19 protein-coding genes and 1 pseudogene are annotated in these 25,188 nt (G+C 71.0%); 17 read left to right on the top strand and 3 right to left on the bottom strand.

Translation table 11 applies throughout. The annotated features are described in order from the left end of the window. Window positions 1–43: 43 nt before the first annotated feature. Together CG747_RS20175 and clpX are read left to right on the top strand one after the other, a co-directional pair. Window positions 44–718: an ATP-dependent Clp protease proteolytic subunit gene (locus CG747_RS20175; RefSeq protein WP_100603350.1), complete on the top strand. Its 675-nt coding sequence runs from the start codon at window positions 44–46 to the stop codon at window positions 716–718. Window positions 719–879: 161 nt separating this feature from the next. Continuing rightward, window positions 880–2,163 carry an ATP-dependent Clp protease ATP-binding subunit ClpX gene (clpX, locus tag CG747_RS20170; protein WP_100603179.1) on the top strand — a complete coding sequence of 428 codons (1,284 nt, stop codon included), beginning with the start codon at window positions 880–882 and terminating at the stop codon, window positions 2,161–2,163. A 245-nt stretch (window positions 2,164–2,408) separates the two neighbouring features. Here clpX and CG747_RS20165 read toward each other — a convergent pair whose 3' ends face one another. After that, window positions 2,409–3,362, bottom strand: coding sequence for a hypothetical protein (locus CG747_RS20165; protein ID WP_100603178.1), 954 nt, complete (start codon window positions 3,360–3,362; stop codon window positions 2,409–2,411). Window positions 3,363–3,524: 162 nt separating this feature from the next. On the opposite strand from CG747_RS20165, the gene CG747_RS20160 reads away from it, so the two are divergent. Next, window positions 3,525–6,146 carry a valine--tRNA ligase gene (locus CG747_RS20160; protein WP_100603349.1) on the top strand — a complete coding sequence of 874 codons (2,622 nt, stop codon included), beginning with the start codon at window positions 3,525–3,527 and terminating at the stop codon, window positions 6,144–6,146. Here the strand turns inward: CG747_RS20160 and CG747_RS20155 are convergent. Further along, the gene (locus tag CG747_RS20155) at window positions 6,112–7,320 is read right to left on the bottom strand and encodes a hypothetical protein (protein WP_100603177.1); all 1,209 of its coding nucleotides are present in this window, start codon (window positions 7,318–7,320) and stop codon (window positions 6,112–6,114) included. The two genes, CG747_RS20160 and CG747_RS20155, sit on opposite strands and share 35 nt — an antisense overlap. A gap of 279 nt (window positions 7,321–7,599) precedes the next feature. Between CG747_RS20155 and CG747_RS20150 the strand changes: the two genes are divergently transcribed. The 9 genes from CG747_RS20150 to CG747_RS20110 all read left to right on the top strand — a co-directional run bounded on the left by CG747_RS20150 (window position 7,600) and on the right by CG747_RS20110 (window position 18,226). Continuing rightward, window positions 7,600–9,048, top strand: a complete 1,449-nt coding sequence (locus tag CG747_RS20150; protein ID WP_100603176.1) for a penicillin-binding protein 2 — start codon at window positions 7,600–7,602, stop codon at window positions 9,046–9,048. 102 nt (window positions 9,049–9,150) lie between these two features. Beyond that, complete coding sequence (locus CG747_RS20145) at window positions 9,151–10,677, top strand: folylpolyglutamate synthase/dihydrofolate synthase family protein (RefSeq protein WP_100603175.1); 1,527 nt, start codon at window positions 9,151–9,153, stop codon at window positions 10,675–10,677. Window positions 10,678–10,679: 2 nt separating this feature from the next. Beyond that, on the top strand, window positions 10,680–11,030 hold the full coding sequence (locus CG747_RS20140) for a DUF4233 domain-containing protein (RefSeq protein ID WP_100603174.1): 351 nt from the start codon (window positions 10,680–10,682) through the stop codon (window positions 11,028–11,030). Window positions 11,031–11,275: 245 nt separating this feature from the next. Continuing rightward, a complete protein-coding gene (gene ndk / locus CG747_RS20135; protein ID WP_100603173.1) occupies window positions 11,276–11,689 on the top strand; it encodes a nucleoside-diphosphate kinase in 414 nt (137 codons plus the stop codon). Window positions 11,690–11,985: 296 nt separating this feature from the next. Then, entirely contained in the window at window positions 11,986–13,005 is a 1,020-nt protein-coding gene (locus CG747_RS20130; RefSeq protein ID WP_003985182.1) for a rod shape-determining protein, read from the top strand. Between the two features lie 240 nt (window positions 13,006–13,245). After that, entirely contained in the window at window positions 13,246–14,175 is a 930-nt protein-coding gene (gene mreC, locus CG747_RS20125) for a rod shape-determining protein MreC (RefSeq protein WP_100603172.1), read from the top strand. A gap of 3 nt (window positions 14,176–14,178) precedes the next feature. Further along, window positions 14,179–14,877 (top strand): rod shape-determining protein MreD, encoded by a 699-nt coding sequence (gene mreD / locus CG747_RS20120; RefSeq protein ID WP_100603171.1) that lies wholly within the window; start codon window positions 14,179–14,181, stop codon window positions 14,875–14,877. Next, a complete protein-coding gene (gene mrdA / locus CG747_RS20115) occupies window positions 14,874–17,015 on the top strand; it encodes a penicillin-binding protein 2 (RefSeq protein WP_100603170.1) in 2,142 nt (713 codons plus the stop codon). Before mreD ends, mrdA begins: the two co-directional genes overlap by 4 nt. Continuing rightward, window positions 17,012–18,226, top strand: coding sequence for an FtsW/RodA/SpoVE family cell cycle protein (locus CG747_RS20110; protein WP_100603169.1), 1,215 nt, complete (start codon window positions 17,012–17,014; stop codon window positions 18,224–18,226). The genes mrdA and CG747_RS20110 overlap by 4 nt, the downstream gene beginning before the upstream one ends. A gap of 22 nt (window positions 18,227–18,248) precedes the next feature. On the opposite strand, the gene CG747_RS20105 is transcribed toward CG747_RS20110, so the two are convergent. Then, on the bottom strand, window positions 18,249–18,692 hold the full coding sequence (locus CG747_RS20105; RefSeq protein WP_100603168.1) for an ATP-binding protein: 444 nt from the start codon (window positions 18,690–18,692) through the stop codon (window positions 18,249–18,251). 156 nt (window positions 18,693–18,848) lie between these two features. On the opposite strand from CG747_RS20105, the gene CG747_RS20100 reads away from it, so the two are divergent. The 5 genes and pseudogenes from CG747_RS20100 to CG747_RS20080 all read left to right on the top strand — a co-directional run. Then, complete coding sequence (locus CG747_RS20100; RefSeq protein ID WP_100603167.1) at window positions 18,849–20,450, top strand: CYTH and CHAD domain-containing protein; 1,602 nt, start codon at window positions 18,849–18,851, stop codon at window positions 20,448–20,450. 90 nt (window positions 20,451–20,540) lie between these two features. Then, window positions 20,541–22,463, top strand: coding sequence for a TIGR03960 family B12-binding radical SAM protein (locus tag CG747_RS20095; protein ID WP_100603166.1), 1,923 nt, complete (start codon window positions 20,541–20,543; stop codon window positions 22,461–22,463). 93 nt (window positions 22,464–22,556) lie between these two features. Continuing rightward, the gene (locus CG747_RS20090) at window positions 22,557–23,090 is read left to right on the top strand and encodes a GNAT family N-acetyltransferase (RefSeq protein ID WP_100603165.1); all 534 of its coding nucleotides are present in this window, start codon (window positions 22,557–22,559) and stop codon (window positions 23,088–23,090) included. 258 nt (window positions 23,091–23,348) lie between these two features. After that, window positions 23,349–24,146, top strand: coding sequence for a TIGR03936 family radical SAM-associated protein (locus CG747_RS20085; RefSeq protein WP_100603348.1), 798 nt, complete (start codon window positions 23,349–23,351; stop codon window positions 24,144–24,146). 215 nt (window positions 24,147–24,361) lie between these two features. Next, window positions 24,362–25,188: pseudogene (locus CG747_RS20080) on the top strand (ribonuclease E/G); the annotation flags it as partial.

Raw genomic sequence — 25,188 nt, 5'->3', positions numbered from 1 at the left:
CGACCCCCAGCCCCATTTCGCCACCAGGACGGTGAACCTCCAGATGAACAACTTCCCCGGAAGCGGTATCTACGAGCGCCCGCAGGCCGAGTTCTCCGGCATGTCCGCGGAGTCCCGCTACATCGTTCCGCGCTTCGTCGAGCGCACTTCGCAGGGTGTGCGCGAGTACGACCCGTACGCGAAGCTCTTCGAGGAGCGGGTGATCTTCCTCGGGGTGCAGATCGACGACGCCTCCGCCAACGACGTCATGGCGCAGCTGCTGTGCCTGGAGTCGATGGACCCGGACCGCGACATCTCGGTCTACATCAACAGCCCCGGTGGCTCCTTCACGGCGCTGACGGCGATCTACGACACGATGCAGTTCGTCAAGCCCGACATCCAGACGGTCTGCATGGGCCAGGCGGCCTCCGCCGCGGCCGTGCTGCTGGCTGCCGGCACCCCGGGCAAGCGCATGGCGCTTCCCAACGCCCGGGTCCTGATCCACCAGCCCTTCAGCGAGACCGGCCGCGGCCAGGTCTCCGACCTGGAGATCGCCGCCCGCGAGATCCAGCGGATGCGCACGCAGCTGGAGGAGATGCTGGCCAAGCACTCGTCCACGCCGATCGAGAAGATCCGCGAGGACATCGAGCGTGACAAGATCCTGACCGCCGAGGAGTCCCTGGCGTACGGTCTGGTCGACCAGATCGTCTCGACGCGGAAGAGCTCCGTCTCGGTCTGATCGCGATCTTCGCGAATTGCGCCGGAGTGTTGCCCCCTTGGACCGAGTGAACCGAGTCGGTCCAAGGGGGGCCCGTACGGGGGGCCCGGCAAGGTACCGTCGATAGGCAAGCACCCGGGTCCGCGGAGCAATGCGGATCCCAGGCGAAGGGGATTCACCTCGTGGCACGCATCGGTGACGGCGGCGACCTGCTCAAGTGCTCGTTCTGCGGAAAGAGCCAGAAGCAGGTGAAGAAGCTCATCGCGGGACCTGGTGTGTACATCTGCGACGAGTGCATCGATCTCTGCAACGAGATCATCGAGGAAGAGCTCGCCGAGACCTCCGAGGTGCGCTGGGAGGAACTCCCCAAGCCCCGCGAGATCTGCGAGTTCCTCAACGGCTACGTCGTCGGCCAGGAGCCCGCCAAGAAGGCGCTCTCCGTGGCCGTGTACAACCACTACAAGCGCGTCCAGGCGGGCGAGAACGGCCCGGGCCGCGGCGACGAGGGCATCGAGTTGGCCAAGTCCAACATCCTGCTGCTCGGCCCCACCGGCTCCGGCAAGACGCTGCTCGCGCAGACCCTCGCCCGGATGCTCAACGTCCCCTTCGCCTTTGCCGATGCGACGGCGCTGACCGAGGCCGGCTATGTCGGTGAGGACGTCGAGAACATCCTCCTCAAGCTGATCCAGGCCGCGGACTTCGACATCAAGAAGGCCGAGACCGGGATCATCTACATCGACGAGATCGACAAGGTCGCCCGGAAGAGCGAAAACCCGTCGATCACCCGGGACGTCTCCGGTGAGGGCGTCCAGCAGGCGCTGCTGAAGATCCTGGAGGGCACCACCGCCTCGGTCCCGCCGCAGGGCGGCCGCAAGCACCCGCACCAGGAATTCATCCAGATCGACACCACCAACGTGCTGTTCATCGTCGGCGGTGCCTTCGCCGGCCTGGAGAAGATCATCGAGGCCCGCTCCGGCGCCAAGGGCATCGGCTTCGGCGCCACGATCCGCTCCAAGCGCGAGATCGAGTCCAAGGACCAGCTCCAGGACGTGATGCCGGAGGACCTGGTGAAGTTCGGGATGATCCCGGAGTTCATCGGCCGCCTCCCCGTCCTCACCTCGGTCCACAACCTCGACCGCGAGGCGCTCCTCCAGATCCTGGTCGAGCCGCGCAACGCCCTGGTCAAGCAGTACCAGCGGCTCTTCGAACTCGACGGCGTGGAGCTGGACTTCGACCGCCCGGCCCTGGAGGCCATCGCCGACCAGGCGATCCTCCGCGGCACCGGCGCCCGCGGCCTGCGCGCCATCATGGAGGAGGTCCTCCAGGCGGTGATGTACGAGATCCCGTCCCGCAAGGACGTCGCGCGTGTCGTGATCACCGCGGACGTGGTCCACTCCAACGTCAACCCGACCCTGGTCCCGCGCACCCGCGGCGACTCGGGCGAACCCCAGGAGAAGAGCGCGTAGCCGCTCACGGTCTTCCGACGGAACCGCCCGGCAGCAACTCCGCTGCCGGGCGGTTCCGTTGGTGGTGGGGCCCGGTGTGCCGTCGCGGCCGGGCAGCGTACTGCTCGGTGCGCGGCGACTCCCTCGGCCCGGTCAACGGGCGGTGGCGGGGCGTCAGTTCGCCGAAGGGCGCGCCACGGGCAGACGAAAGGCGCTCCGGGAAGGATCCTTGTCGAGCGCCTGCGCCTTCGGGTGCCGGGGTGCCGCTACTTCTCCTTGCGGACCTCGTTGCGGACCTTGGCGGCCTTCTCCGCCAGGTCCTTGGCGCTCGGCGTGGTGGCGGAGCCGCCGCTCGCGCTGGGCTTGGCGACCATCGAGACGATGCCGAGGGCGCTGTTGTCGCCCCACATGCAGATCGAGGCGGTGACGGGCACGGTGATCCCGCCCTGCGAGAAAGTGATCTTCTGGGTCTCGCACTTCATGACGTCGCCGTCGAAGTCGCTGGGCGAGTACTCGGTGACCGGGGTGACTTCCTCGATCTTGGAGCCCTTGGAGCCCTCCTTGACGCCTTCGTTGTACTTGGCGAACCCCTGGGTCACGGCACCCTGCGGGTCGGCGACGTTCCCGTAGACGCCGTTCACGGACATCCGCAGCCCGGAGGCGTCCTGGTACGTACCGGCGACGCCCTTGGCGCTGGAGATGCCGAGGGCCTTGGCGTCCTTGTCGTTGGAGAAGTCCTCGGCACCGCCGGCGCCGCCAGGGGTCTGGACCTTCTCGAACTGCCCGCTCAGCAGCTTGTCCGGCAGCGCGATGGTGTACGGCTTGACCTTGCTGCCGGAGCCGAAGGCGAAGTACGCGCCGGCGCCGATCGCCGCGACCACCACGACCGCGCCGATGATCAGGCCGATCTTCTTGCCGTTGCCGCCGCCGGACTCCGGCTCCTGCGGGATCATCCCGTAGGGCGTCTGCTGGCCGCCGAAGGGGGGCTGCTGGCCGTAGTTGGGCTGCTGCGGCTGGCCGTAGGGCGGCGGGGCCTGCTGCGGGAATTGCTGCTGCGGGGCCTGCTGCGGGTAGCCGTAGCCCTGCTGGGGAGGCACCTGGCCGCCCTGCTGCGGGTAGCCGTAGCCGGGCTGCGGGGCGGGCGGCTGCGGCTGGCCGTACGGGCCCGGCTGCTGGGGCTGCTGCCCGTACGGACCCGGAGGCGGCTGGTTGTAGCTCATGGAGCGGTTCCCCTCGTGACTGCTGGACGCCGGGATGCCGCGGGTGACATCCGAGCGCGTGTCGATGCGCTTCCGACATCCTGTATGACGCCGCTGACAGCCGGTGCCCCGGGGGCGAAACCGATTCGAAGCTGCTACATGGGCGCCCGTACACTGTCCGTCGTGACCGAGAACACTCAGCAGCCCAAGAACAGCGTCCCCGAACTGCCGACTCAGTACACGCCGGCCGATGTAGAGGGGCCGCTGTACGAGCGCTGGGTAGAGCGGGGCTACTTCGAGGCGGACGAGAAGAGCGAGAAGCCGCCGTACACCGTCGTCATCCCCCCGCCGAACGTCACCGGCTCGCTGCACCTGGGCCACGCCTTCGAGCACACGCTGATCGACGCCCTCACCCGCCGCAAGCGGATGCAGGGGTTCGAGACGCTCTGGCAGCCGGGCATGGACCACGCGGGCATCGCCACCCAGAACGTCGTCGAGCGCGAACTCGCCAAGGAGGGCGTGTCGCGGCACGACCTGGGGCGCGAGGCGTTCGTCGAGCGCGTCTGGCAGTGGAAGGGCGAGTCCGGCGGCCAGATCTCCGGGCAGATGCGGCGGCTGGGCGACGGCGTCGCCTGGTCCCGTGAGCGCTTCACGATGGACGAGGGCCTCTCCAAGGCCGTCCAGACGATCTTCAAGCGGCTCTACGACGACGAGCTGATCTACCGCGCCGAGCGCATCATCAACTGGTGCCCGCGCTGCCTGACCGCCATCTCCGACATCGAGGTGGAGTACCAGGACGACGACGGCGAGCTGGTCTCGATCCGCTACGGCGAGGGGGACTCCTCGATCGTCGTCGCCACCACCCGCGCGGAGACGATGCTCGGCGACACCGCCGTCGCCGTCCACCCCGAGGACGAGCGGTACGCCCACCTCGTCGGCACCGAGATCGAGCTGCCGCTGACCGGCCGCCGGATCCCGGTCGTCGCGGACGAGCACGTCGACCCGGAGTTCGGCACGGGTGCGGTCAAGGTCACCCCGGCGCACGACCCGAACGACTTCGAGATCGGCCGCCGCCACGGGCTGGCGAACCTGGCCGTCCTCGACGAGCGCGGCGTGATCACCGCGCACGGCCCGTTCCAGGGGCTGGACCGCTTCGAGGCCCGTTCGGCGATCGTCGGCGCACTGCGCGCCGAGGGCCGGATCGTCGCCGAGAAGCGCCCGTACACCCACTCCGTCGGGCACTGCTCGCGGTGCAAGACCACCATCGAGCCGCGCCTGTCGATGCAGTGGTGGGTCAAGGTCGGCCCGCTGGCCAAGGCCGCCGGTGACGCGGTCCGCGACGGCAAGGTCGCGATCCACCCCAAGGAGATGGAGTCCCGGTACTTCGGCTGGGTCGACAACCTCCACGACTGGTGCATCTCGCGGCAGCTGTGGTGGGGCCACCGCATCCCGGTCTGGTACGGGCCGAACGGCGAGGTCGTCTGCGTCGGACCCGACGACGAGGCGCCCACCGGCGAGGGCTGGCACCAGGACACCGACGTCCTCGACACGTGGTTCTCGTCCGGCCTGTGGCCGTTCTCCACGCTGGGCTGGCCCGAGCAGACCCCGAGCGTCGAGAAGTTCTATCCGAACTCCGTCCTGGTCACCGGCTACGACATCCTCTTCTTCTGGGTCGCCCGGATGATGATGTTCGGGCTGTACGCGATGGACGGCACCCCGCCGTTCCACACCATCGCGCTGCACGGCATGGTCCGCGACCAGTTCGGCAAGAAGATGTCCAAGTCCTTCGGCAACGCGGTCAACCCGCTGGACTGGATGGACACCTACGGCTCGGACGCGGTCCGCTTCACCCTCGCCCGCGGCGCCAACCCGGGCGTCGACGTGCCGATCGGCGAGGACTGGGTCCAGGGCTCCCGCAACTTCGCCAACAAGATCTGGAACGCCACCCGCTTCGCGCTGATGAACGGCGCGACGGTGGAGGGCGAACTGCCGCCCGCGGAAGAGCTGTCGGCGACCGACCGGTGGATCCTCTCCCGGCTCAACTCGGTCGTCGCCGAGGTCGACGCGTACTACGACGACTACCAGTTCGCCAAGCTGTCGGACACCCTCTTCCACTTCGCCTGGGACGAGGTCTTCGACTGGTACGTGGAGCTGTCCAAGACGACGTTCATGGCGGGCGGCCCGGCCGCCGACGCCTCCCGCCGGGTGCTCGGCGAGGTCCTGGACGTCACCCTGCGGCTGCTGCACCCGGTCGTGCCGTTCGTGACCGAGACGCTGTGGACGACGCTGACCGGCGGTGAGTCGGTCGTCATCGCCGAGTGGCCCGCCGACTCGGGCTTCCGGGACGCGGCGGCCGAGCGGAAGATCGAGACCGTTCAGCAGATCGTCACCGAGGTCCGCCGGTTCCGCTCCGACCAGGGCCTCCAGCCGGGCCAGAAGGTCCCCGCGCAGCTGGACCTGACCGGTACGGCGCTGGCGCCGCACGAGTCCGCGATGCGTTCGCTGCTGCGCCTTCAGCCGGCCGGCGAGGACTTCACCGCCACCGCCTCGCTGCCCGTCGCCGGCGCGACGGTCGCCCTGGACCTGTCCGGTGCGATCGACGTCGAGGCGGAGCGCAAGCGGCTGACGAAGGACCTGTCGGCGGCCGAGAAGGAGCTGGCGCAGACCACCGCCAAGCTCGGCAACGAGGCGTTCCTCGCCAAGGCCCCCGAGCAGGTCAAGGAGAAGATCCGGACCCGCAAGGCGGCCGCCGAGGCCGACATCGAGCGGATCACCGCGCAGCTGGCGGCCCTGCCCACGGCGTAGTCGGCGGCGCCGGCCACGCGCCGGGCCCCGCAGCCTCCTCCGCAGGCCCCTCGTCCGTACGGGCGGGGGGCCTGCGCTGTCCCCGCCGCCCACCGCGGTCGCCGCGCTCGCGGACCGGCCACAGCAGGACGTACGCCGTGGAGACCGCCACGAACGCCAGCCGGATCAGGCCCCGTGCCGAATCGTCCGGGACGGCGAAGACACTGCCGTAGAGGACGAGCAGCGCCAGCCAGCTCCACCAGGGCACCAGGCGGCGCTGCCCGATGACGTCCCACAGGAGCGTGCCGAGCAGCACCGACGCGGTGTAGTACGTGTAGACGCTGGGGTCCAGGACGATCCGGGCGTTGGCGCCGAGCAGCACCACCGCCGCCCAGCGGCCCCGCCAGACCGCGAGCCCGCCCAGCACCAGCCCGAGGCCGAACTGCGCGGGACGGACCCAGCCGGGCGTCTCGGGGTCGTCGGCGCCCAGCCAGCGCAGCGCGGACGCCGGCTGGTTGGGGATGGCGAACTTGGCGGCGGCGAAGGACTGGGCGTCGCCGAGGAAGAAGGGCAGCCAGGCGACGGCGACCAGCCCCGCGCACCACAGGCCGGCCTTGAGCCACCTGTCCCGGGGGAGCGCCAGCAGCAGCGGGACGAAGGCCAGCGCGGTCGGCTTGGAGTCCATCGCCAGCGCCAGGAACGCCCCGGTCAGGGCGGCGTTGCCGCTGGTGACGGCGCGGACCGCGAGGGCGGTGAAGAACAGCGCCAGGACGTCGTCGAGGTGCCCGAAGCGGACCGCGACCTCGATCCACATGGGGATGAAGGCCAGCCCGGCTATCAGCACCCGCTGCCGCAGCCGCTGGTGGTTGGTGCCGGTGCCCAGGAAGTGGTGGGCCGCGCTGCGGCCCGCCAGCACCAGGATGACCAGGCCCAGCGCGGACATCAGGGCCGCGGCGAGGAACTGGCCGGTGGCCTCCGGGAACGGGTTGAACAGCCCGGCCGTCAGGAAGCTGATCGGCCCCATCTGGAGCTCGGGGTGGTGCGCGTAGAGGTTGAGGCCGCCGGTGCCGTCACCGGAGCCGCCCTGGTAGATCAGTTCGCCGCCTGCGCGGAGATAGTGCCAGGAGAAGCCGCCGTGCGGTTCCACGATCATGAACCACAGCACGGTCCAAGCGGTGAGCAGCACCAAATGCATCCGCTGACTGATTGCCGGCACGCCTCTTCAGCTCCTGCTTTCCCGACTCTGTGCGATGACCGCGATGGTCGCGGTCCGGGGGGTATTCCAGACCCCGCCGTGCAAGAGGGCACCGTACGACGGAAAGGTTGTCCCGTCCGACGGTCCGATCGCTCACATCCTGGTGGTACGCGGTTCTCATGACGCTCTCATGAAGGCGAGGCACCGTGGACCGGAATGCCGGAGTTCCGGCGGAAACGCATGTCCGGTCCCGCCCCCAGCACCGAGGAGCCGCGCCCTATGAACAGACCCCTGCGACGGATCTCGGTCTTCTGCCTCGCGCTGATCCTGGCGCTGATGGGCTGGGCCACGTGGATCCAGGGAGCCAAGGCCAGCGACTACCGGGAGGACCCGCACAACCCGCGGGTGAACATCGCCAAGTACTCCGCGCCCCTGGGCAACATCCTCGTCGATGGCCAGCCGGTCACCGGCTCCGCCGCCACCTCCTCCTCCCTGAGGTACAAGCGGACCTACAAGGACGGCCCGCTCTACGCCCCGGTCACCGGCTTCTCCTCGCAGATCTTCGGCAGCACCCAGCTGGAGAGCCTCTACGGCGACCTGCTCGGCGGCAGCGACAGCCGGCTCCAGAACCCCTCCGACACCCTGCTGCACGAGCGCCCCAAGGGCGGCGACGTGGCCACCACCATCGACGCCAAGGTGCAGAAGGCCGGTTACGAGGCGCTCGGCGGCAAGACCGGCGCGGCCATCGCGCTGGACCCGGCGACCGGCCGGATCCTGGGCATGGTCAGCACCCCGTCGTACGACCCGGGGAAGTTCGCCGGGTCCTCCACCGCCGACCAGAAGGCGTGGCAGGCCCTGACGAACGACGCCGCCCAGCCGAACCTCAACCGCGCGCTGCGCCAGCCGCTGCCGCCCGGCTCCACCTTCAAGCTGGTGGTCGCCGCCGCCGCGCTGGAGAACGGCCTGTACTCCTCGGTGGACCAGCCCACCGACAGCCCCGACCCGTACACCCTCCCCAACACCCGCACCCAGCTGACCAACGAGAGCGCCTCGGCGCCCTGCAAGAACGCCACCATCCGCACCGCGCTCCAGTACTCCTGCAACACCGTCTTCGCGAAGATCGCCGTCGACCTGGGCAAGGACAAGGTCGCGGCGCAGGCCGAGAAGTTCGGCTTCAACGACGCCAAGGTGGACGTCCCGGTGCGCGCCGCCAAGAGCGTCTACCCCAAGGACATGGACCAGGCGCAGACCGCGCTCTCCGGCATCGGCCAGTTCGACGACCAGGCCACCCCGCTCCAGATGGCGATGGTCGCCTCGGCGATCGCGGGCGGCGGCGACCTGAAGACCCCGCAGCTGGTCGACAAGCTCACCGACGGCAGCGGCAACACCGTCCAGCAGAACGGTCCGAAGACCTACCGCAAGGTGATGTCGAGCCGGACCGCCGCCCAGCTGCGCTCGGCGATGCAGACGGTCGTGGAGCAGGGCACCGGTTCCAACGCGAAGATCGACGGAGTGACCGTCGGCGGCAAGACCGGCACCGCCCAGCACGGCGTCGACAACAGCGGCACCCCGTATGCCTGGTTCGTCTCGTATGCGGACGACGGCAAGGGGCACCGGGTCGCGGTCGCCGTGATGGTCGAGGACGGGCACGCGGCCCGCAACGAGGTCTCCGGCAACGGCCTGGCGGCCCCGATCGCCAAGGCGATGATGCAGGCGGCGCTGTCCTGACCGGGGCGGAGGGGACGGGACGGGATCGGGGCCGGCGCGGGGGAGCGGCGGCGCGGGGGCGGCGCCGGTCCGTTGTCGGTGGCGCCTCGTAGACTTGTCGTCGTGAGCGAGCGCCCCCAGAACGACGATCCCGACCCGACTCCCGACCCGACCGACGCCTTCGAGGAGATGGTCGAGGCCGAGACGCAACGTGACCCCGATCTCGCGGTGATCGAGGCCGGCAGCCGGACCCTGCGCACGCAGGCCGGACCGCCGCAGGGGGACCAGGTCCCGGCCCGGCCCGCCGACCCGGAGGTCGACCGCGCGCTGCGTGCGGTGGAGGAGGAGCTGGGGGGCCGCTGGGGCGAGACCACGCTCGACCCGTCGACCGAGCGCATCGCCGCGCTCATGGACGTCCTGGGCTCGCCGCAGCGCGCCTATCCGTCCATCCACATCACGGGCACGAACGGCAAGACCAGCACGGCCCGCATGATCGAGGCCCTGCTCGGCGGCTTCGAGCTGCGCACCGGCCGGTACACCAGCCCCCACGTCCAGTCCGTCACCGAGCGGATCAGCCTGGACGGCAGCCCCATCTCCGCCGAGCGCTTCATCGAGACCTACCGCGACATCGCGCCGTACGTGGAGATGGTCGACGGGCAGCAGGAACACCGCCTCTCGTTCTTCGAGGTGCTCACCGCGATGGCGTACGCCGCGTTCGCCGACGCCCCGGTGGACGTCGCGGTCGTCGAGGTCGGCATGGGCGGCACCTGGGACGCGACCAACGTCATCGACGGCGACGTCGCCGTGATCACCCCGATCTCGCTGGACCACACCGACCGGCTGGGCGAGACGCCCGAGCAGATCGCCGGGGAGAAGTCCGGGGTCATCAAGAAGGACGCCACCGTCGTCCTGGCCCAGCAGCCGGTGGACGCGGCCGCGGTGATGCTCAAGCGTGCCGTCGAGGTGGACGCCACGGTCGCCCGCGAGGGCATGGAGTTCGGCGTGCTCTCCCGCGAGGTGGCGGTCGGCGGCCAGATGCTGACCCTGCGTGGGCTGGGCGGCGAGTACCCGGAGGTCTTCCTCCCGCTGCACGGCGCCCACCAGGCGCACAACGCCGCCGTCGCGCTCGCCGCCGTCGAGGCGTTCTTCGGCGTCGGCGCGGGCCACGCCCGCACCCTCGACATCGACACCATCCGCTCCGCGTTCGCCTCGGTCAGCTCGCCCGGTCGCATGGAGGTGGTCCGGAGCAGCCCCACGGTGGTGCTGGACGCCGCGCACAATCCGGGCGGCGCGCGGGCGGCGGCCGAGACGGTCACCGAGGCGTTCGGCTTCAGCCGGCTGATCGGGGTCGTCGGCGCCAGCGACGGCAAGGACGTCCGGGGTGTCCTGGAGGCGTTCGAGCCGATCTTCGCCGAGGTCGTGGTGACGCGTAATTCCAGCCAGCGTGCGATGGATCCGGACGAGCTGGCCGCCATCGCCGTGGAGATCTTCGGCGCCGAGCGGGTCCAGGTCGAGCCGCGGCTGGACGACGCCCTGGAGGCGGCAATCACCCTCGCCGAGGAAGAGGGCGAGTTCGCCGGCGCCGGTGTCCTGGTGACCGGTTCGGTGATCACGGTCGGCGAGGCCCGGCTGCTCCTGGGAAGGAAGTGACGATGCGCACGCTGTGTGCCAGCACCCTGATAGGCGAGTTCTTCGTGATCGGCTTCGCCGGCCTGGTCGCGATGCAGCTCACCGACATCTCCCGGGCCACCATCTGGATCGTCAGCGGCATCGCGATGCTGCTGACCCTCCTGCTGTGCGGCATGCTGTCCCGGCCCGGCGGGGTCCAGTTGGGCTGGGCGCTGCAGATCGCGCTGATCGCCAGTGGCCTGGTCGTCCCCATGATGTTCTTCCTCGGCGCGGTCTTCGCCGCCCTGTGGTGGGCCTCGGTCCACTTCGGCCGCAAGGTCGACGAGGCCAAGGCCCGCTTCGCGGCCGAGGCCGAGCCGGCGGCGGCCGGCTGACCCCGCGGCCCTGCCCTTCCCTGCCCACAACGGGCGGGACGGGGCTGCCGGACGGGGCGTGCCGGACGTGAGCGCAGCGGTCCGGCACCCCCCGGCAGCCCCGGCACCGCGGTCGAACCGCTCGGCGCGGCGGCTCTCCACCGGCCGCGGGCGGCAGGCACGGCGTCGCACCCGGCACCGTCCGCCCCGCGTCCAGGCGATAGCCTGGCGCCGCTGACCGTCGTTCATATACAGGGAGTCCCTCCGTGAGCCAGCGCACCCTCGTCCTCCTCAAGCCCGACGCCGTCAAGCGCGGTCTGATCGGCGAGATCGTCCGCCGTATCGAGCGCAAGGCCAACTGGACGATCACCGCGCTGGAGCTGCGCACCCTCGACCGCGAGGTGCTGGAGCAGCACTACGCCGAGCACGTCGGCAAGCCCTTCTACGAGCCGCTGGTGGAGTTCATGTCCTCCGGACCGGTCGTCTCGCTCGTCGTCGAGGGCGAGCGGGTCATCGAGGGCGTCCGCGCGCTGGCCGGTCCGACTGACCCGATTGCCGCGCCGAGTGGGTCCATTCGTGGGGACTTCGGAACGATCACCCGAGAAAATCTCATCCACGCCTCGGATTCCGAAGAGTCCGCCGAGCGCGAGATCAAGATTTTCTTCCCTGGCATTTCCTGATCCGAAGTCAGCAGCCAACCCCCTTGTGACCAGGGGCGACCGATGAAATCATCGGTCGCCCCTCGGTGTATCCGCCGCGAGCGGGGGAACGCGTTCCCGCGACACGACGTCACCATTAAGGGGGGCGGGTGCGTGTACGGCTGACAATGGCGGAACGGCCTCCCGCCGTGTTCGTGTGGGAACACAACGAACTACGATGGAGGCTTCCGCGCGTCACAGCGCATCACCTCCTGCCGACCTCAAAGTAAGCATTCGCTCCAGTTGGGAAGGCCAGACGTATCCTCATGGGGAACAACATGTCGTTCATCGGCCGTGACATGGCTGTCGACCTCGGGACCGCCAACACGCTGGTGTACGTCAGGGGCCGCGGCATCGTCCTCAACGAACCGTCGGTCGTGGCCATCAACACCAACACCGGCGGCATCCTCGCCGTCGGCGCCGAGGCGAAGAAGATGATCGGCCGGACCCCCGGCAACATCGTCGCCGTGCGGCCCCTGAAGGACGGTGTGATCGCCGACTTCGAGATCACCGAGCGGATGCTCCGCTACTTCATCCTCAAGATCCACAAGCGGCGCTACCTGGCCCGCCCGCGGGTGGTGGTCTGCGTTCCCTCCGGCATCACGGGAGTTGAGCGCCGCGCGGTCATCGAGGCGTCGACCCAGGCCGGCGCCCGCCAGGTGCACATCATCGAGGAGCCGATGGCCGCCGCGATCGGCTCGGGCCTGCCGGTCCACGAGGCCACCGGCAACATGGTCGTGGACATCGGCGGCGGCACCACCGAGGTCGCGGTCATCTCGCTCGGCGGCATCGTCACCGCCCAGTCCATCCGGGTCGCCGGCGACGAGCTGGACAACGCGATCATCCAGCACATCAAGAAGGAGTACAGCCTCCTGCTGGGCGAGCGCACCGCCGAGTCCATCAAGATCACCATCGGTTCGGCGTACGACCTCGAACAGGACGAGCACACCGAGATCCGCGGCCGCGACCTGGTCTCCGGTCTGCCCAAGACTGTCGTCATCTCGGCCGCCGAGGTCCGCAAGGCCATCGAGGAGCCGGTCAACTCCATTGTCGACGCGGTCAAGACGACCCTCGACAAGTGCCCGCCGGAGCTGTCCGGTGACGTCATGGACCGCGGCATCGTTCTCACCGGTGGCGGTGCTCTGCTCCGCGGCCTCGACGAGCGGCTGCGCCGCGAGACCGGAATGCCCATCCACATCGCCGAGGACCCGCTCGACTCCGTCGCGCTCGGTTCCGGCAAGTGCGTCGAGGAGTTCGAGGCGCTCCAGCAGGTCCTGGACTCCCAGCCGCGCCGCTGACCCACCCGGTCCCGACCCGTCGCGCGGGCGTCACACGGCGTTCGCGCGGGTCGGGCACCCTGGACAAGCAGGCGATCCGTCCGGCGGATCGACCGACCCATACCGCAACGCCCCCACAGACACGGCGTACTGACGCTTCACCACCGCGCCGTCACAGCAAGGCACAACGCTCAACCCCCGAACGAGACCGGCGGGGCCCGCAGCCGGCCGGTCCTACGAGGAAGGACACGGCCGCCGCACGTGAGGGACACACGAGAGAGCCGGCTGCTGCTGGTGCTGCTGGTCGCGATCGCGTTCGCGCTGATCACGGTCGATATCCGCGGCGGTGAACAGTCCCCGCTCGACGGTGCCCGGCAAGTCGCCGCCTCCGCCTTCGGCCCGGTGGAGCGCGGCGTCGCCCGCGTCGTCAACCCGGTCGGCAACGCCGTCAGCGCCGTACGGGACGCAGACCAGCGCCACAGTCGCATCCGCCAGCTGGAACACGAGAACGCCGCCCTGAAGCTCAAGCTCGGCTCCCCCGACCGCAACCGCAACCGCGCCGCCGAACTCGACAAGATCCTCCGGACCGCGGCCACCGGCCAGTACGCGATCAAGGGCGCCGAGGTCATCGCCATCGGGTCCGCGCAGGGCTTCTCCTGGACCGTCACCATCGACGCCGGCAGCCGCGACGGCATCGCCCGCGACATGACCGTCCTCAACGGCGACGGCCTGGTCGGCCGGATCACCACCGTCACCCCGCACACCTCCACCGTGCTGCTCGCCGCCGACCCGGAGTTCACCGTCGGCACCCGTATGGAGAAGACCAACGAGATCGGCTTCGCCAACGGCCAGGGCGTGCGCTCGCTCCGCGTCCAGCTGCTCAACGGCCGGGCCGACGTCAAGAAGGGCGACCGGCTGGTCACCTTCGGCTCCAGCAAGGACAAGCCGTTCGTGCCCGGTGTGCCGGTCGGCTCGGTGGTCAAGGTCGAGCCGCTCAACGGCGATCTGACCCGCACCCTCCAGGTCCGGCCGTTCGTTTCCTTCTCGTCGCTCGACGTCGTCGGCATCGTCGTCCAGCCGCCCCGCAAGGACCCGCGGGACACCGTCCTGCCGCCCCCGGTCAAGCCCACGCCGACGCCGACGGTCACCGTCACGGCCACCCCCTCCGCGAGCGCTTCACCCAGGAGCTGACCGATGCGCATCAACCGGATCCTGCTCGCCGTCCCGCTGGTGGTGGTCGCCCTGATCATCCAGGTCGGCATCCTCGCCAGACTCCAACTGCCGGGCGCCGTACCGGACCTGCTCATGCTGGTCGTGGTCGGCCTGGCCCTGGTCTACGGCCACGTCGGCGGCTCGCTCATCGGGTTCGGCGCGGGACTGCTCGCCGACCTCGCCCCGCCCGCCGACCACGCCATCGGCCGCTACGCCCTGGTCCTGTGCGTCATCGGCTACGTCGCCGGCCTGACCAAGCCGGACAACGGCCAGCACCGCTCGGCGACCCTGCCGCTGGTGGTCGTCATCGGCGCCGCCATCGGCTCGACCCTGATGTACGCCGGGGTCGGCTCGCTGGTCGGCGACACCGCGGCCCGGCACGTCGGCCTGGTCGGGCTGCTGCTCAGCGCCACCCTCTACGACCTGCTGCTCGCCCCCTTCACCGTCCCGCTGGTGATGGCGCTGGCGCGCAGAACCGAACACGATCCGCTGGCCAGCGATGCCGCCGGCAGCCGCGTCGGCGGAGCCGGCCCGTTGACCGGGGGCTGGCTCACCACCGGCACCGGCCTCAAGGCCAGCCGCAACGCGATGAAGGCGATCCGCACCGGCCGGGTGCCCAAACCGGCCCGGGGCGGACGCACCAAGGGGGTCAAGGGCATCAAGGGGGTCAAGCGCCTGTGAGCAACATTCCTGAGACGGGGAAGACCTCCCGGGTCACCATCCGGCTGGTCGCCCTCCAGATCCTGGTCTTCTCACTGCTGGCGACGCTCGGCGGCCGGCTATGGTACCTCCAGATCCGCAACGGCCAGGAGTACGCCGCCAAGGCCAGGTCCAACCACGTCCAGCAGGTCATCGACCCGGCCACCCGCGGCTCCATCCTCGACGCCCGCGGGGTGCCGCTGGCCGACAACCAGACCCGGCTGGTGGTCTCCGCCAGCCGCACCGACCTGCTGAAGATGAAGGACGACGGCAAGGCCGTGTTGGCCCGGCTGGCCAAGGTGCTCGGCATGTCGGCGCAGGAGATCCGCAACAAGGTCCGGCTCTGCGACGCCAAGACCCCGCAGCCCTGCTGGAACGGCTCGCCGTACCAGCCGATCCCGATCACCGACAAGGCCACCACCCAGCAGGCCCTGCAGATCCGCGAGCGCTCCGAGGACTTCCCCGGCATCAGCGCCCAGCCCACCGCCGTCCGCCGCTACCCGGCCCTCGGCAAGGCCAACACCGCCCAGGTCCTCGGCTACCTCTCACCGGTCACCGACGAGGAGATCAAGAAGGCCAAGGACGGCCCCTCGCCGCTGCTGCGCTCCGACCAGGTCGGCCGGTCGGGGCTGGAGCGGCAGTACGACGACTACCTGCGCGGCAAGGCCGCCGTCACCCGCTACGAGGTCGACAACCTCGGCCGGGTCATCGGCCAGGCCAACAGCGACAAGGGACAGGCCGGTTCGACCCTGGTCACCAGCATCGACGCCCGCGTACAGGCCATAGCGGAGAAGCAGCTCGACCAGGCCATGAAGGACGCCCGCACCCAGATGGACCGGAACACCGGCACCAACTACAAGGCGGACTCCGGCGCCGTGGTCGTCATGGAGGCGAAGACCGGCCGGGTGGTCGCGATGGCCTCCAACCCCACCTACGACCCCAACGCCTGGGTCGGCGGGATCTCCGGCAAGGACTACGCCAAGCTCACCGGCAAGGACTCCAACTACCCGCTGCTCAACCGCGCGATCCAGGGACAGGCCGCCCCCGGCTCGATCTTCAAGGTCGTCTCGACCTCGGCCGCGGTCAACGCCGGCTACCCCTTCGACGGCCACTACCCCTGCACCAGCTCGTACAGCATCGGCGGCCAGGTCTTCCGGAACTTCGAGGGCGAATCGCAGGGCGACATCAGCCTGGGCCGGGCGCTGGAGGTCTCCTGCGACACCGTCTTCTACCGGATCGGGCACGACGAGTGGAAGAAGGACGGCGGGGACAAGCCGGTCAAGAGCCCCAACGACTGGTTCTACAAGACCGCCCACCAGTTCGGTCTCGGCAAGGAGACCGGCATCGACCTGCCCAACGAGGTGACCGGCCGGGTCCCCGACCGCCAGTGGAAGAACGCCTTCTGGAAGGCGAACAAGGACAGCTGGTGCGCGCACCCCAAGGACGCCAATGACTACGTGTCCAAGCTCGCGCGGGAGAACTGCCTCGAAGGCATGAAGCTGCACGCCTACGACTCCATCAACTACGCCATCGGCCAGGGCGACACCCTCGTCACCCCGATCCAGATGGCGACCATCTACGGGGCCCTCTCCAACGGCGGCACCCTCTACAACCCCACCGTCGGCAAGGCCGTCGTCAGCCCCGACGGCAAGTCGGTGCAGACGATCAAGCCCACGTCGCACGGCCATCTGCCGGACACCCCGGGGACCCTCAAGCAGATCGACGCCGCGCTCCAGGGCGTGACCGAGCGGGGCACCGCCGCCTGGCGCTTCCAGGGCTGGCCGCAGGACAAGATCCCGATGCACGCCAAGACCGGTACCGCCGAGGTCTACGGCAAGCAGACCACCTCGTGGTTCGCGACGTACACCAAGGACTACACGATCGTGATGACCATCTCCCAGGGTGGTACCGGCTCCGGCGCCTCCGGCCCGGCCGTCCGCAACATCTACAACGCGCTCTACGGCGTCAACGACAAGGGCGAGATCGACGAGAAGGCCGCGCTGCTCCCGAAGCCGGAGGGCGGCCTGCCCAAGATCGAGAGTGACGGCACCATCATCGCCCCGCCCATCAAGCCGCCGGCCGACCCGTCGCCGTCCCCCTCGGGGAGCCCACAGCAGTGACCACGCCCCCCTTCTCCCGGACCTTCTCCGTCCGCCGCTACGGCCCCGACCTCGGCGTCTGGGGTCGGCTGACGGCCCGCGACTCCGTGGTGCGCAGGCTGGACTGGATACTGCTGCTGTCCTGCATGGTGCTCTCCCTGATGGGCGCGGTGCTGGTCTTCTCCGCCACCCGCAACCGCACCGAACTCAACAAGGGCGACGAGTACTTCTTCTTCGTCCACCACCTGCTGAACACCGCGATCGGCGTGGCCCTGGCGGCCGGCACCATCTGGCTCGGCCACCGCACCCTGCGCGGCGCCGTCCCGATCCTCTTCGGCATCTCCGTGGTGCTGGCGATGCTGGTGCTGACGCCGTTGGGCGCCACCATCAACGGCTCGCGCTCCTGGCTGGCGATCCCCGGCGGCTTCTCGCTCCAGCCCGCCGAATTCACCAAGATCACCATCACCCTGGGCATGGCGATGATCCTGGCGGCCCGGGTCGACGCCGGCGACCGCCCGCACCCCGACCACCGCACCGTCTTCCAGGCGCTGGGCCTGGCCGCCATCCCGGTGGGCGTGATCCTGCTGATGCCCGACCTCGGCTCGGTGATGGTGCTCGGCGCCATCATCCTCGGCGTGCTGCTGTCCAGTGGCTGCTCCAACCGCTGGATCCTGGGCCTGCTGGGCACCGGCGTCGTCGGCTGCGTCGCCATCTGGCAGCTCGGACTGCTGGACGCCTACCAGATCGCCCGGTTCGCCGCGTTCGCCAACCCGAGCCTGGACCCGGCCGGCGTCGGCTACAACACCAACCAGGCCCGGATCGCCATCGGCGGCGGCGGACTGACCGGCTCCGGCCTCTTCCACGGCAGCCAGACCACCGGCCAGTTCGTCCCCGAACAGCAGACCGACTTCATCTTCACCGTCGCCGGCGAGGAACTGGGCTTCCTCGGCGCGGGCCTGATCATCCTCCTGCTCGGCGTGGTGCTGTGGCGGGCCTGTCGGATCGCCCGCGAGACCGGTGAGCTCTACGGCACGATCGTGGCGTCCGGCATCATCGCGTGGTTCGCCTTCCAGGCCTTCGAGAACATCGGGATGACCCTGGGCATCATGCCCGTCACCGGTCTGCCGCTGCCGTTCGTCTCCTACGGAGGCACCTCGATGTTCGCGGTGTGGATCGCCATCGGGCTGCTGCAGTCGATCCGCGTCCAGCGCCCGGTCTCCGCCTCCCGCTGACCCCCGCCGCCCCGCGCGGGGGTCAGCGCCCGGTGTGCAGCTCGAACCACAGGGACGTGGTGTGCGGCGGCCCCTCGAACGGGGTCGTCCCCCAGTCGTCCGCGAGCCGGCTGATCAGCAGCAGCCCGTGCGCGGGGTCCCGGTCGCCGAACCGGGCCGGGGCGGGGACGAGCTGCGCGCCCTCGTCGTGCACGCTGATCCGCAGGCCGTGCGCCGCGGTCACCACCCGCAGCAGGACGTCCGCGGAACCGGGCGTGCGCAGATGGGCCCGGGTGACCGCCTCCGAGGTGAGCAGGACGGCGGTGTCGCGCAGGGGGGCGAGCGGGCCGCGCCGCAGCACCGCCCGGACGAAGTCCCGGGCGGTCTTCGGGGCGGTGGGCCGGCTCGGCGCCGTGAGCACGTACGGGCGGGCGCCCGCGGCAACGCGGAGCGGGCTCCGGGCGAGGGCTGCGGTATCGGGGTGCACGTTTTCTCCCGGTGTCGATCGAGCGCCGAATGCCACGCTGCGTGGACGGCTTGTCACACACCGTAAGACACTGTGAGTCGGCGGTGCCACCCGTCTCGGCCGGGGATCCGCGCCGGACGGCTGGTCGGGCGCGTTGCGGCTGGCTAGATTCGATGCATGGCGGACACCGTGCGGGAAGTCGAGCGGAAATACGAGGCGGACGCGGCTGCCGGCATCGACCGCCTGCCCGACCTGACCCGCGTCGACCGGGTCGCGGCCGTGGTGGAACGCGGCACCGAGACCCTGGACGCCCTGTACTACGACACCGCCGACCAGCGCCTCGCCGCGGACGGCATCACCCTGCGGCGGCGCACCGGCGGCTCCGACGCGGGCTGGCACCTCAAACTCCCCGCAGCGCTCCCCGGTGTCACCGGCTCGGTCCGCGACGAGATCCGCGCCCCGCTCGCCGACACCCCGCCGCCCGACCTCACCGCGCTGGCCCGCTCCCGCACCCGGGACGCCGCGCTGGTCCCCCTCGTCCGGCTGCGGACCCGCCGCACGGTCCACGAGCTCCGGGACGCCGACGGCGCGCTGCTCGCCGAGGTAGCGGTGGACGACGTGGCGGCGCGGCGGCGGTACCCCGAGGGAGCGGCGGGACGGGCCCACTGGCGGGAGATCGAGGTCGAGTTGGCGCCCGGGGGCGGCGCCGGCCAGGAACTGCTGGACGCGGTGGAAGAGGCGCTGACCGGGGCCGGGGCGCGGCCCGCCGCGGCGCCGTCCAAACTGGCCCGCGCCCTGGCGGAGACCGCACCGGAGGGCACGCCCGAGGCCGCACCGGAGGGCGCCGCGCGGCCCGCGGGCGAGGACGCCGGCCGCGCCGGAGGGCGCCGTGGCCGCACCGCCGGGGAGGTCGTGCTCCGCTACGTCCGGGTACAGGTCCGAGCGATCGTCGAACTGGATCCGGCGGCCCGGCGCGACCTGCCCGACGCGGTGCACCAGATGCGGGTCGCCACCCGCCGGCTGCGCAGCGCCTTCCGCTCGTACGGCGCGGTCCTCGACCGGGCCGCGACCGACCCGCTCGGCGCCGAACTCAAGTGGCTGGCCGCGGAGTTGGGGGTCGGCCGGGACCAGGAGGTGCTCGCCGACCGGCTCACCACCGCATTGGCGGAGGTGCCCAGGACGCTGCGCCTGGGACCGGTGTCGGCCCGGCTGCGCACCTGGTCGGTCCGGCGCCATACAGGGGCCCGCGACCGCCTGCTCGACGCCCTCGACGGCCCGCGCTACCTCGCCCTCCTGGAGAACCTGCACGCCCTGCTCGGCGCCCCGCCGCTGCGCGGCCCCGCCGCCCGCCCCGCACCCAAGGTGGTCGCCGGCGCCGTACGCAAGGACTACCGGCGCCTGGCCCGCCGTATCGAGGACGCCCTCGGCACCCCCGCCGGACCGGCCCGCGACGAGGCCCTGCACAGCGCCCGCAAGGCCGCCAAGCGCACCCGGTACGCGGCGGAGGCGGCCGTTCCGGCGCTCGGCCGCCCCGCCGCGAAGTTCACCCGGCGCACCAAACAGGTCCAGCAGCTGCTCGGCGACCACCAGGACAGCGTGGTGGCCCGCGCCGCCCTCCGCGAGCTGGCCGCCCAGGCCCACCGGGCCGGTGAGAGCGGTTTCACCTTCGGCCTGCTCTACGGTCGCGAGGAGGCCCGCGCGGCCCACTGCGAACGGGAACTGCCGGCCCTGTGGGCCGAGGTCTCCCGCCGCAGGCACCGCGACGCGCTGCGGGTCTGACCGCCCTCCGTGCACCCGCGCCCGTCCGTAGGGGGGCGCCAACCGGGTTACGCTTGTGAGTCGCCCCCTGTCAGCCCACGAAGGTTCGAGATGTCCGAGTCGGTTTTCCCGCAGCTCGAAGCCCTGCTGCCACACGTGCAGAAGCCGATCCAGTACGTCGGCGGAGAGCTGAACTCCACGGTCAAGCCGTGGGAGTCGTGTGACGTCCGCTGGGCGCTCATGTACCCCGACGCCTACGAGGTCGGGCTGCCCAATCAGGGCGTCATGATCCTCTACGAGGTGCTCAACGAGCAGGAGGGCGTCCTCGCCGAGCGCACCTACAGCGTCTGGCCGGACCTCGAAGCGCTGATGCGCGAGCACGACGTGCCGCAGTTCACGGTCGACAGCCACCGCCCGGTCGGGGACTTCGACGTGTTCGGCCTGAGCTTCTCCACCGAGCTCGGCTACACCAACATGCTTACCGCCCTGGACCTGGCCGGCATCCCGCTGGAGGCCAAGGACCGCACCGAGGACCACCCGGTGGTCCTGGCCGGCGGCCACGCCGCCTTCAACCCCGAGCCGATCGCCGACTTCCTCGACTGCGCGGTCATCGGCGACGGCGAGCAGGCGGTCCTGGACATCACCAGGATCATCCGCGAGTGGAAGGCCGAAGGACGCCCCGGCGGCCGCGACGAGCTCCTGTTCCGGCTGGCCCGGACCGGCAACGTCTACGTCCCCAAGTTCTACGACGTCGAGTACCTCGCCGACGGCCGCATTGCGCGCGTCGTGCCGAACCGCTCCGGCGTCCCGTGGCGGGTCTCCAAGCACACCGTCATGGACCTCGACGAGTGGCCCTACCCCAAGCAGCCCCTCGTCCCCCTGGCCGAGACCGTCCACGAGCGGATGTCGGTCGAGATCTTCCGTGGCTGCACCCGCGGCTGCCGTTTCTGCCAGGCCGGCATGATCACGCGTCCCGTGCGGGAGCGAAGCATCACCGGCATCGGCGAGATGGTGGAGAAGGGGCTGAAGGCCACGGGATTCGAGGAGGTCGGCCTGCTGTCGCTGTCCTCCGCGGACCACACCGAGATCGGCGAAGTCGCCAAGGGCCTCGCCGACCGGTACGAGGAAGACAAGATCGGTCTGTCGCTGCCGTCGACCCGCGTCGACGCCTTCAACATCGATCTTGCCAACGAGCTGACCCGCAACGGGCGCCGCTCCGGCCTGACCTTCGCCCCCGAGGGCGGCAGCGAGCGGATCCGCAAGGTCATCAACAAGATGGTCTCCGAAGAGGACCTGATCCGGACCGTCGCCACCGCCTACGGCAACGGCTGGCGCCAGGTGAAGCTCTACTTCATGTGCGGTCTGCCGACCGAGACCGACGACGACGTGCTGCAGATCGCCGACATGGCGATCAACGTCATCGCCAAGGGCCGCGAGGTCTCGAAGTCCAACGACATCCGCTGCACCGTCTCCATCGGCGGGTTCGTCCCCAAGCCGCACACCCCCTTCCAGTGGGCCCCGCAGCTCTCCGCCGAGGAGACCGACGCCCGCCTGGCCAAGCTCCGCGACAAGATCCGCGGGGACAAGAAGTACGGCCGCTCCATCGGCTTCCGCTACCACGACGGCAAGCCGGGCATCGTCGAGGGCCTGCTCTCGCGCGGCGACCGCCGGATCGGCGCGGTCATCCGCGCGGTCTACGAGAGCGGCGGCCGCTTCGACGGCTGGCGCGAGCACTTCTCCTACGACCGCTGGATGGAGTGCGCCGAGAAGACGCTGCCCGACTTCGGCGTGGACGTCGACTGGTACACCACCCGTGAGCGCACCTACGAGGAGGTCCTGCCCTGGGACCACCTCGACTCCGGCCTCGACAAGGACTGGCTCTGGGAGGACTGGCAGGACGCCCTCGACGAGACCGAGGTCGAGGACTGCCGCTGGACCCCGTGCTTCGACTGCGGCGTCTGCCCGCAGATGGGCACCGAGATCCAGATCGGCCCGACGGGCAAGAAGCTGCTGCCGCTGACCGTGGTGAAGTAGCGCTCCGCGTACGCCTCCGGCCCGGTCCCCCTTGCGTGGGGGGCCGGGCCGGAGGCGTATGCACAGGCGCTGCCCCCGCGCAGAATGAGGGCCATGTCCCCACAGCTGAGCGCCCCGACCGTCCGGGCCCACGACTCCTTCCTCGCCGCCATGGCGGAATTCCGGGCAGAGGGCGTACACCGCTCACCGCACTCCGGCCTCGGCCGCGAACTGCGGACCTGGCACACCCGCTGGCCCTCGGCCGAGGGCTTCGCCGCGTACGTCCAGGAGGTCGGCGGGGTCTCGTCGGACGAGCGGGTCGACGGCCCGGTTCCCATGTCCACGTTCTGGTGGGTGGACGGCGATACGTACCTGGGCCGGATCACCGTCCGGCACCGGCTCACCCCGTCCCTGCGCGAATTCGGCGGCCACATCGGCTACGCGGTGCGTCCCACCGCCCGCCGCCAGGGGCACGCCACCGCGATGCTGCGCGCCGTGCTGCCCCACGCCCACCAACGGCTCGGCCTCGATCGGGTGCTGGTGACCTGCGACGACACCAACACCGGGTCGCGTCGCGTGATCGAGGAGTGCGGCGGGGTTTTCGAGGACCGCCGGCAGGAGAAGCTTCGTTATTGGATCTCCGCGTGAACGCGGTGTCCGGGCCGGCGGCGGCCCACTCGTCCGAATGGATTTCGCCGGGCGGACGGGGCGGCGGAACGCAGCCGGGACGCCCCGGCGGGAACCGCGCGGGGGAGCGGCACGTACTCTAGGTAAAGACGTCCGGGCACGATGTGTCCTCGCCCACGCGGGGACGAGCCGGACGGGGCGGCACCAGCCGCGCCCTGAAACCAAGGAGAAGTGACACTGGGCAAGCGACAGCCCGAAGGCCCGCCGCCCGCACCGGCGGTGCAGCGCATCCGACTGCGCTACACCAAGCGCGGCCGCCTCCGGTTCACCAGCCACCGCGACTTCCAGCGCGCTTTCGAGCGGGCGCTGCGCCGCGCCGAGGTCCCCATGGCCTATTCGGCGGGCTTCACCCCGCACCCCAAGGTGTCGTATGCCAACGCGGCGCCCACCGGCACCGGCAGTGAGGCCGAGTACCTGGAGATCCAGCTCACCGCGCACCGCGACCCGGAGACCGTCCGGACCCTGCTCGACGCGTCGCTGCCGGACGGCCTCGACGTGACCGACGCCGTGGAGGCGCACACCAGCGGCCTCGCCGACCGGCTCCAGGCGTCGGTGTGGGAGATCCGCCTCGACGGGGTCGCCGCCGAGGAGGCCGGGAGCGCCGTAGCGATGTTCCTCGCCGCCGAGGAGGTGCTGGTCGAGCGCCGCACCAAGAACGGCATGCGGAGCTTCGACGCCCGGGGCGCGGTGGCGCAGCTGGACGTCACCTCGATCCACAGCGATAGGCCCGACAGCAATGCCTGTGCGATACTGCGGCTGGTTGTTCGGCATCTGACACCTGCCGTTCGACCCGACGACGTCCTGTCCGGCCTCCGGGTTACGGCCGACCTGGCGCCGCCGGTCCCCGCAGCGGTGACCAGGCTGGCGCAGGGGCTGCTCGATGAGGAGACCGGCACGGTGACCGACCCGCTGGCGCCCGACCGCGACGCTGCCACGGCCGTGCCAACCACGGCTGCCAGTACCGCGACGGTGCAGAGCGGGGCCTCCCCGGCCACTTCCGGGGACGGCACTGCGTAGGACGCGTCGTCGCGTCGCCGATCAACCAGGGTGCCACCCCGGTCCGGCGGACGCACTGACCAGAAGACTTTCGCCGGTCCGGTCCACGGGCCCGGCGAGCGAGACGACAGCTCCCGTGCGGCGCCCGCGCCCCGGACTGCGGAACCGCGCCCAGCGCGCGGACCGCAGCCGGAATCAGGCGCGGCGCCCGGGAGCGTGACGGGAGAACCGCCCGCATGCTCGAATCTATTGAGCCCACCGAATCCACCCGGTCCGCGGACCGTGCGGATGACACCAACACCTCGCCCAGCGACACGCTGCCGCCGCGCCGCCGGCGCCGGGTGGCATCCCGGCCGGCCGGCCCGCCCGTCGGTGCCGCCGCCCAGACCGCGCTCGTGAGCAACGACGCCCCGGCCACCGGCAACGACCCCGCCGGAGCGGCGGACACCGCGCCCGCCGCCGCGCCGCAGCCCGCCGCCGACGAGGAGCGGCCGGCCCGCCCGCGCCGCCGCGCGACCCGCAAGGCCACCGCTCCGGCCGGCACCCCGCAAGCTACCGAAGCCGCCGAGGCGCCGGCCGCCGTCGTCGCGGAGGCCCCGGCCGCCGCCGCGGAGGAGGAGCCGCGTCCGGCCCGCACCCGTCGCCGGGCGACCCGTAAGGCGACCGCCCCCGCCGGCGCCCCGCAGCCTGCCGCCGAGGAGAGCGCCGCCGCCGAGGCCCCGGCCGCCCCTGTCGAGGAGGCTCCGGCCGCCGCTCCCGAGGAGGAGTCGCGTCCGGCCCGTACGCGTCGCCGGGCGACCCGTAAGGCGACGGCTCCGGCCGCCGCCTCGGAGCCGGTTGTCGAGGAGACCGCCGCCGAGGAAGCCGAAGAGGAAGAGGCCGAGGAAGCCGTGGAGGCGCCGGCCGCCGCCGTCGCGGAGGCTCCGGCCGCCGCTGCGGAGGAGGAGTCGCGTCCGGCCCGCGGCCGTCGTCGGGCGACCCGTAAGGCGACCGCTCCGGCCGGTGCCCCGCAGACCACCACCGAGGAAGCCGCCCCCGCCGCCGAGCAGCCGCCGGCCGCCGA

Origin of the sequence: Streptomyces sp. CB02959 (genome assembly GCF_002803155.1) — a bacterium.
Taxonomy (GTDB): domain Bacteria; phylum Actinomycetota; class Actinomycetes; order Streptomycetales; family Streptomycetaceae; genus Streptomyces.
Note: the sequence above shows the minus strand (reverse complement) of the source record. Positions and strands in the feature narration are given on the sequence as shown.

Excerpts from the sequence above, each read along its gene's own strand:
- CG747_RS20140 (WP_100603174.1), top strand. The coding sequence starts at position 10,680 with ATGCGCACGCTGTGTGCCAGCACCCTGATAGGCGAGTTCTTCGTGATC.
- CG747_RS20090 (WP_100603165.1), top strand. The coding sequence starts at position 22,557 with ATGTCCCCACAGCTGAGCGCCCCGACCGTCCGGGCCCACGACTCCTTC.
- CG747_RS20150 (WP_100603176.1), top strand. The coding sequence starts at position 7,600 with ATGAACAGACCCCTGCGACGGATCTCGGTCTTCTGCCTCGCGCTGATC.
- CG747_RS20130 (WP_003985182.1), top strand. The coding sequence starts at position 11,986 with ATGTCGTTCATCGGCCGTGACATGGCTGTCGACCTCGGGACCGCCAAC.
- CG747_RS20095 (WP_100603166.1), top strand. The coding sequence starts at position 20,541 with ATGTCCGAGTCGGTTTTCCCGCAGCTCGAAGCCCTGCTGCCACACGTG.
- CG747_RS20165 (WP_100603178.1), bottom strand. The coding sequence starts at position 3,362 with ATGAGCTACAACCAGCCGCCTCCGGGTCCGTACGGGCAGCAGCCCCAG.
- CG747_RS20155 (WP_100603177.1), bottom strand. The coding sequence starts at position 7,320 with ATGCATTTGGTGCTGCTCACCGCTTGGACCGTGCTGTGGTTCATGATC.
- CG747_RS20175 (WP_100603350.1), top strand. The coding sequence starts at position 44 with ATGAACAACTTCCCCGGAAGCGGTATCTACGAGCGCCCGCAGGCCGAG.
- mreD (WP_100603171.1), top strand. The coding sequence starts at position 14,179 with ATGCGCATCAACCGGATCCTGCTCGCCGTCCCGCTGGTGGTGGTCGCC.
- CG747_RS20100 (WP_100603167.1), top strand. The coding sequence starts at position 18,849 with ATGGCGGACACCGTGCGGGAAGTCGAGCGGAAATACGAGGCGGACGCG.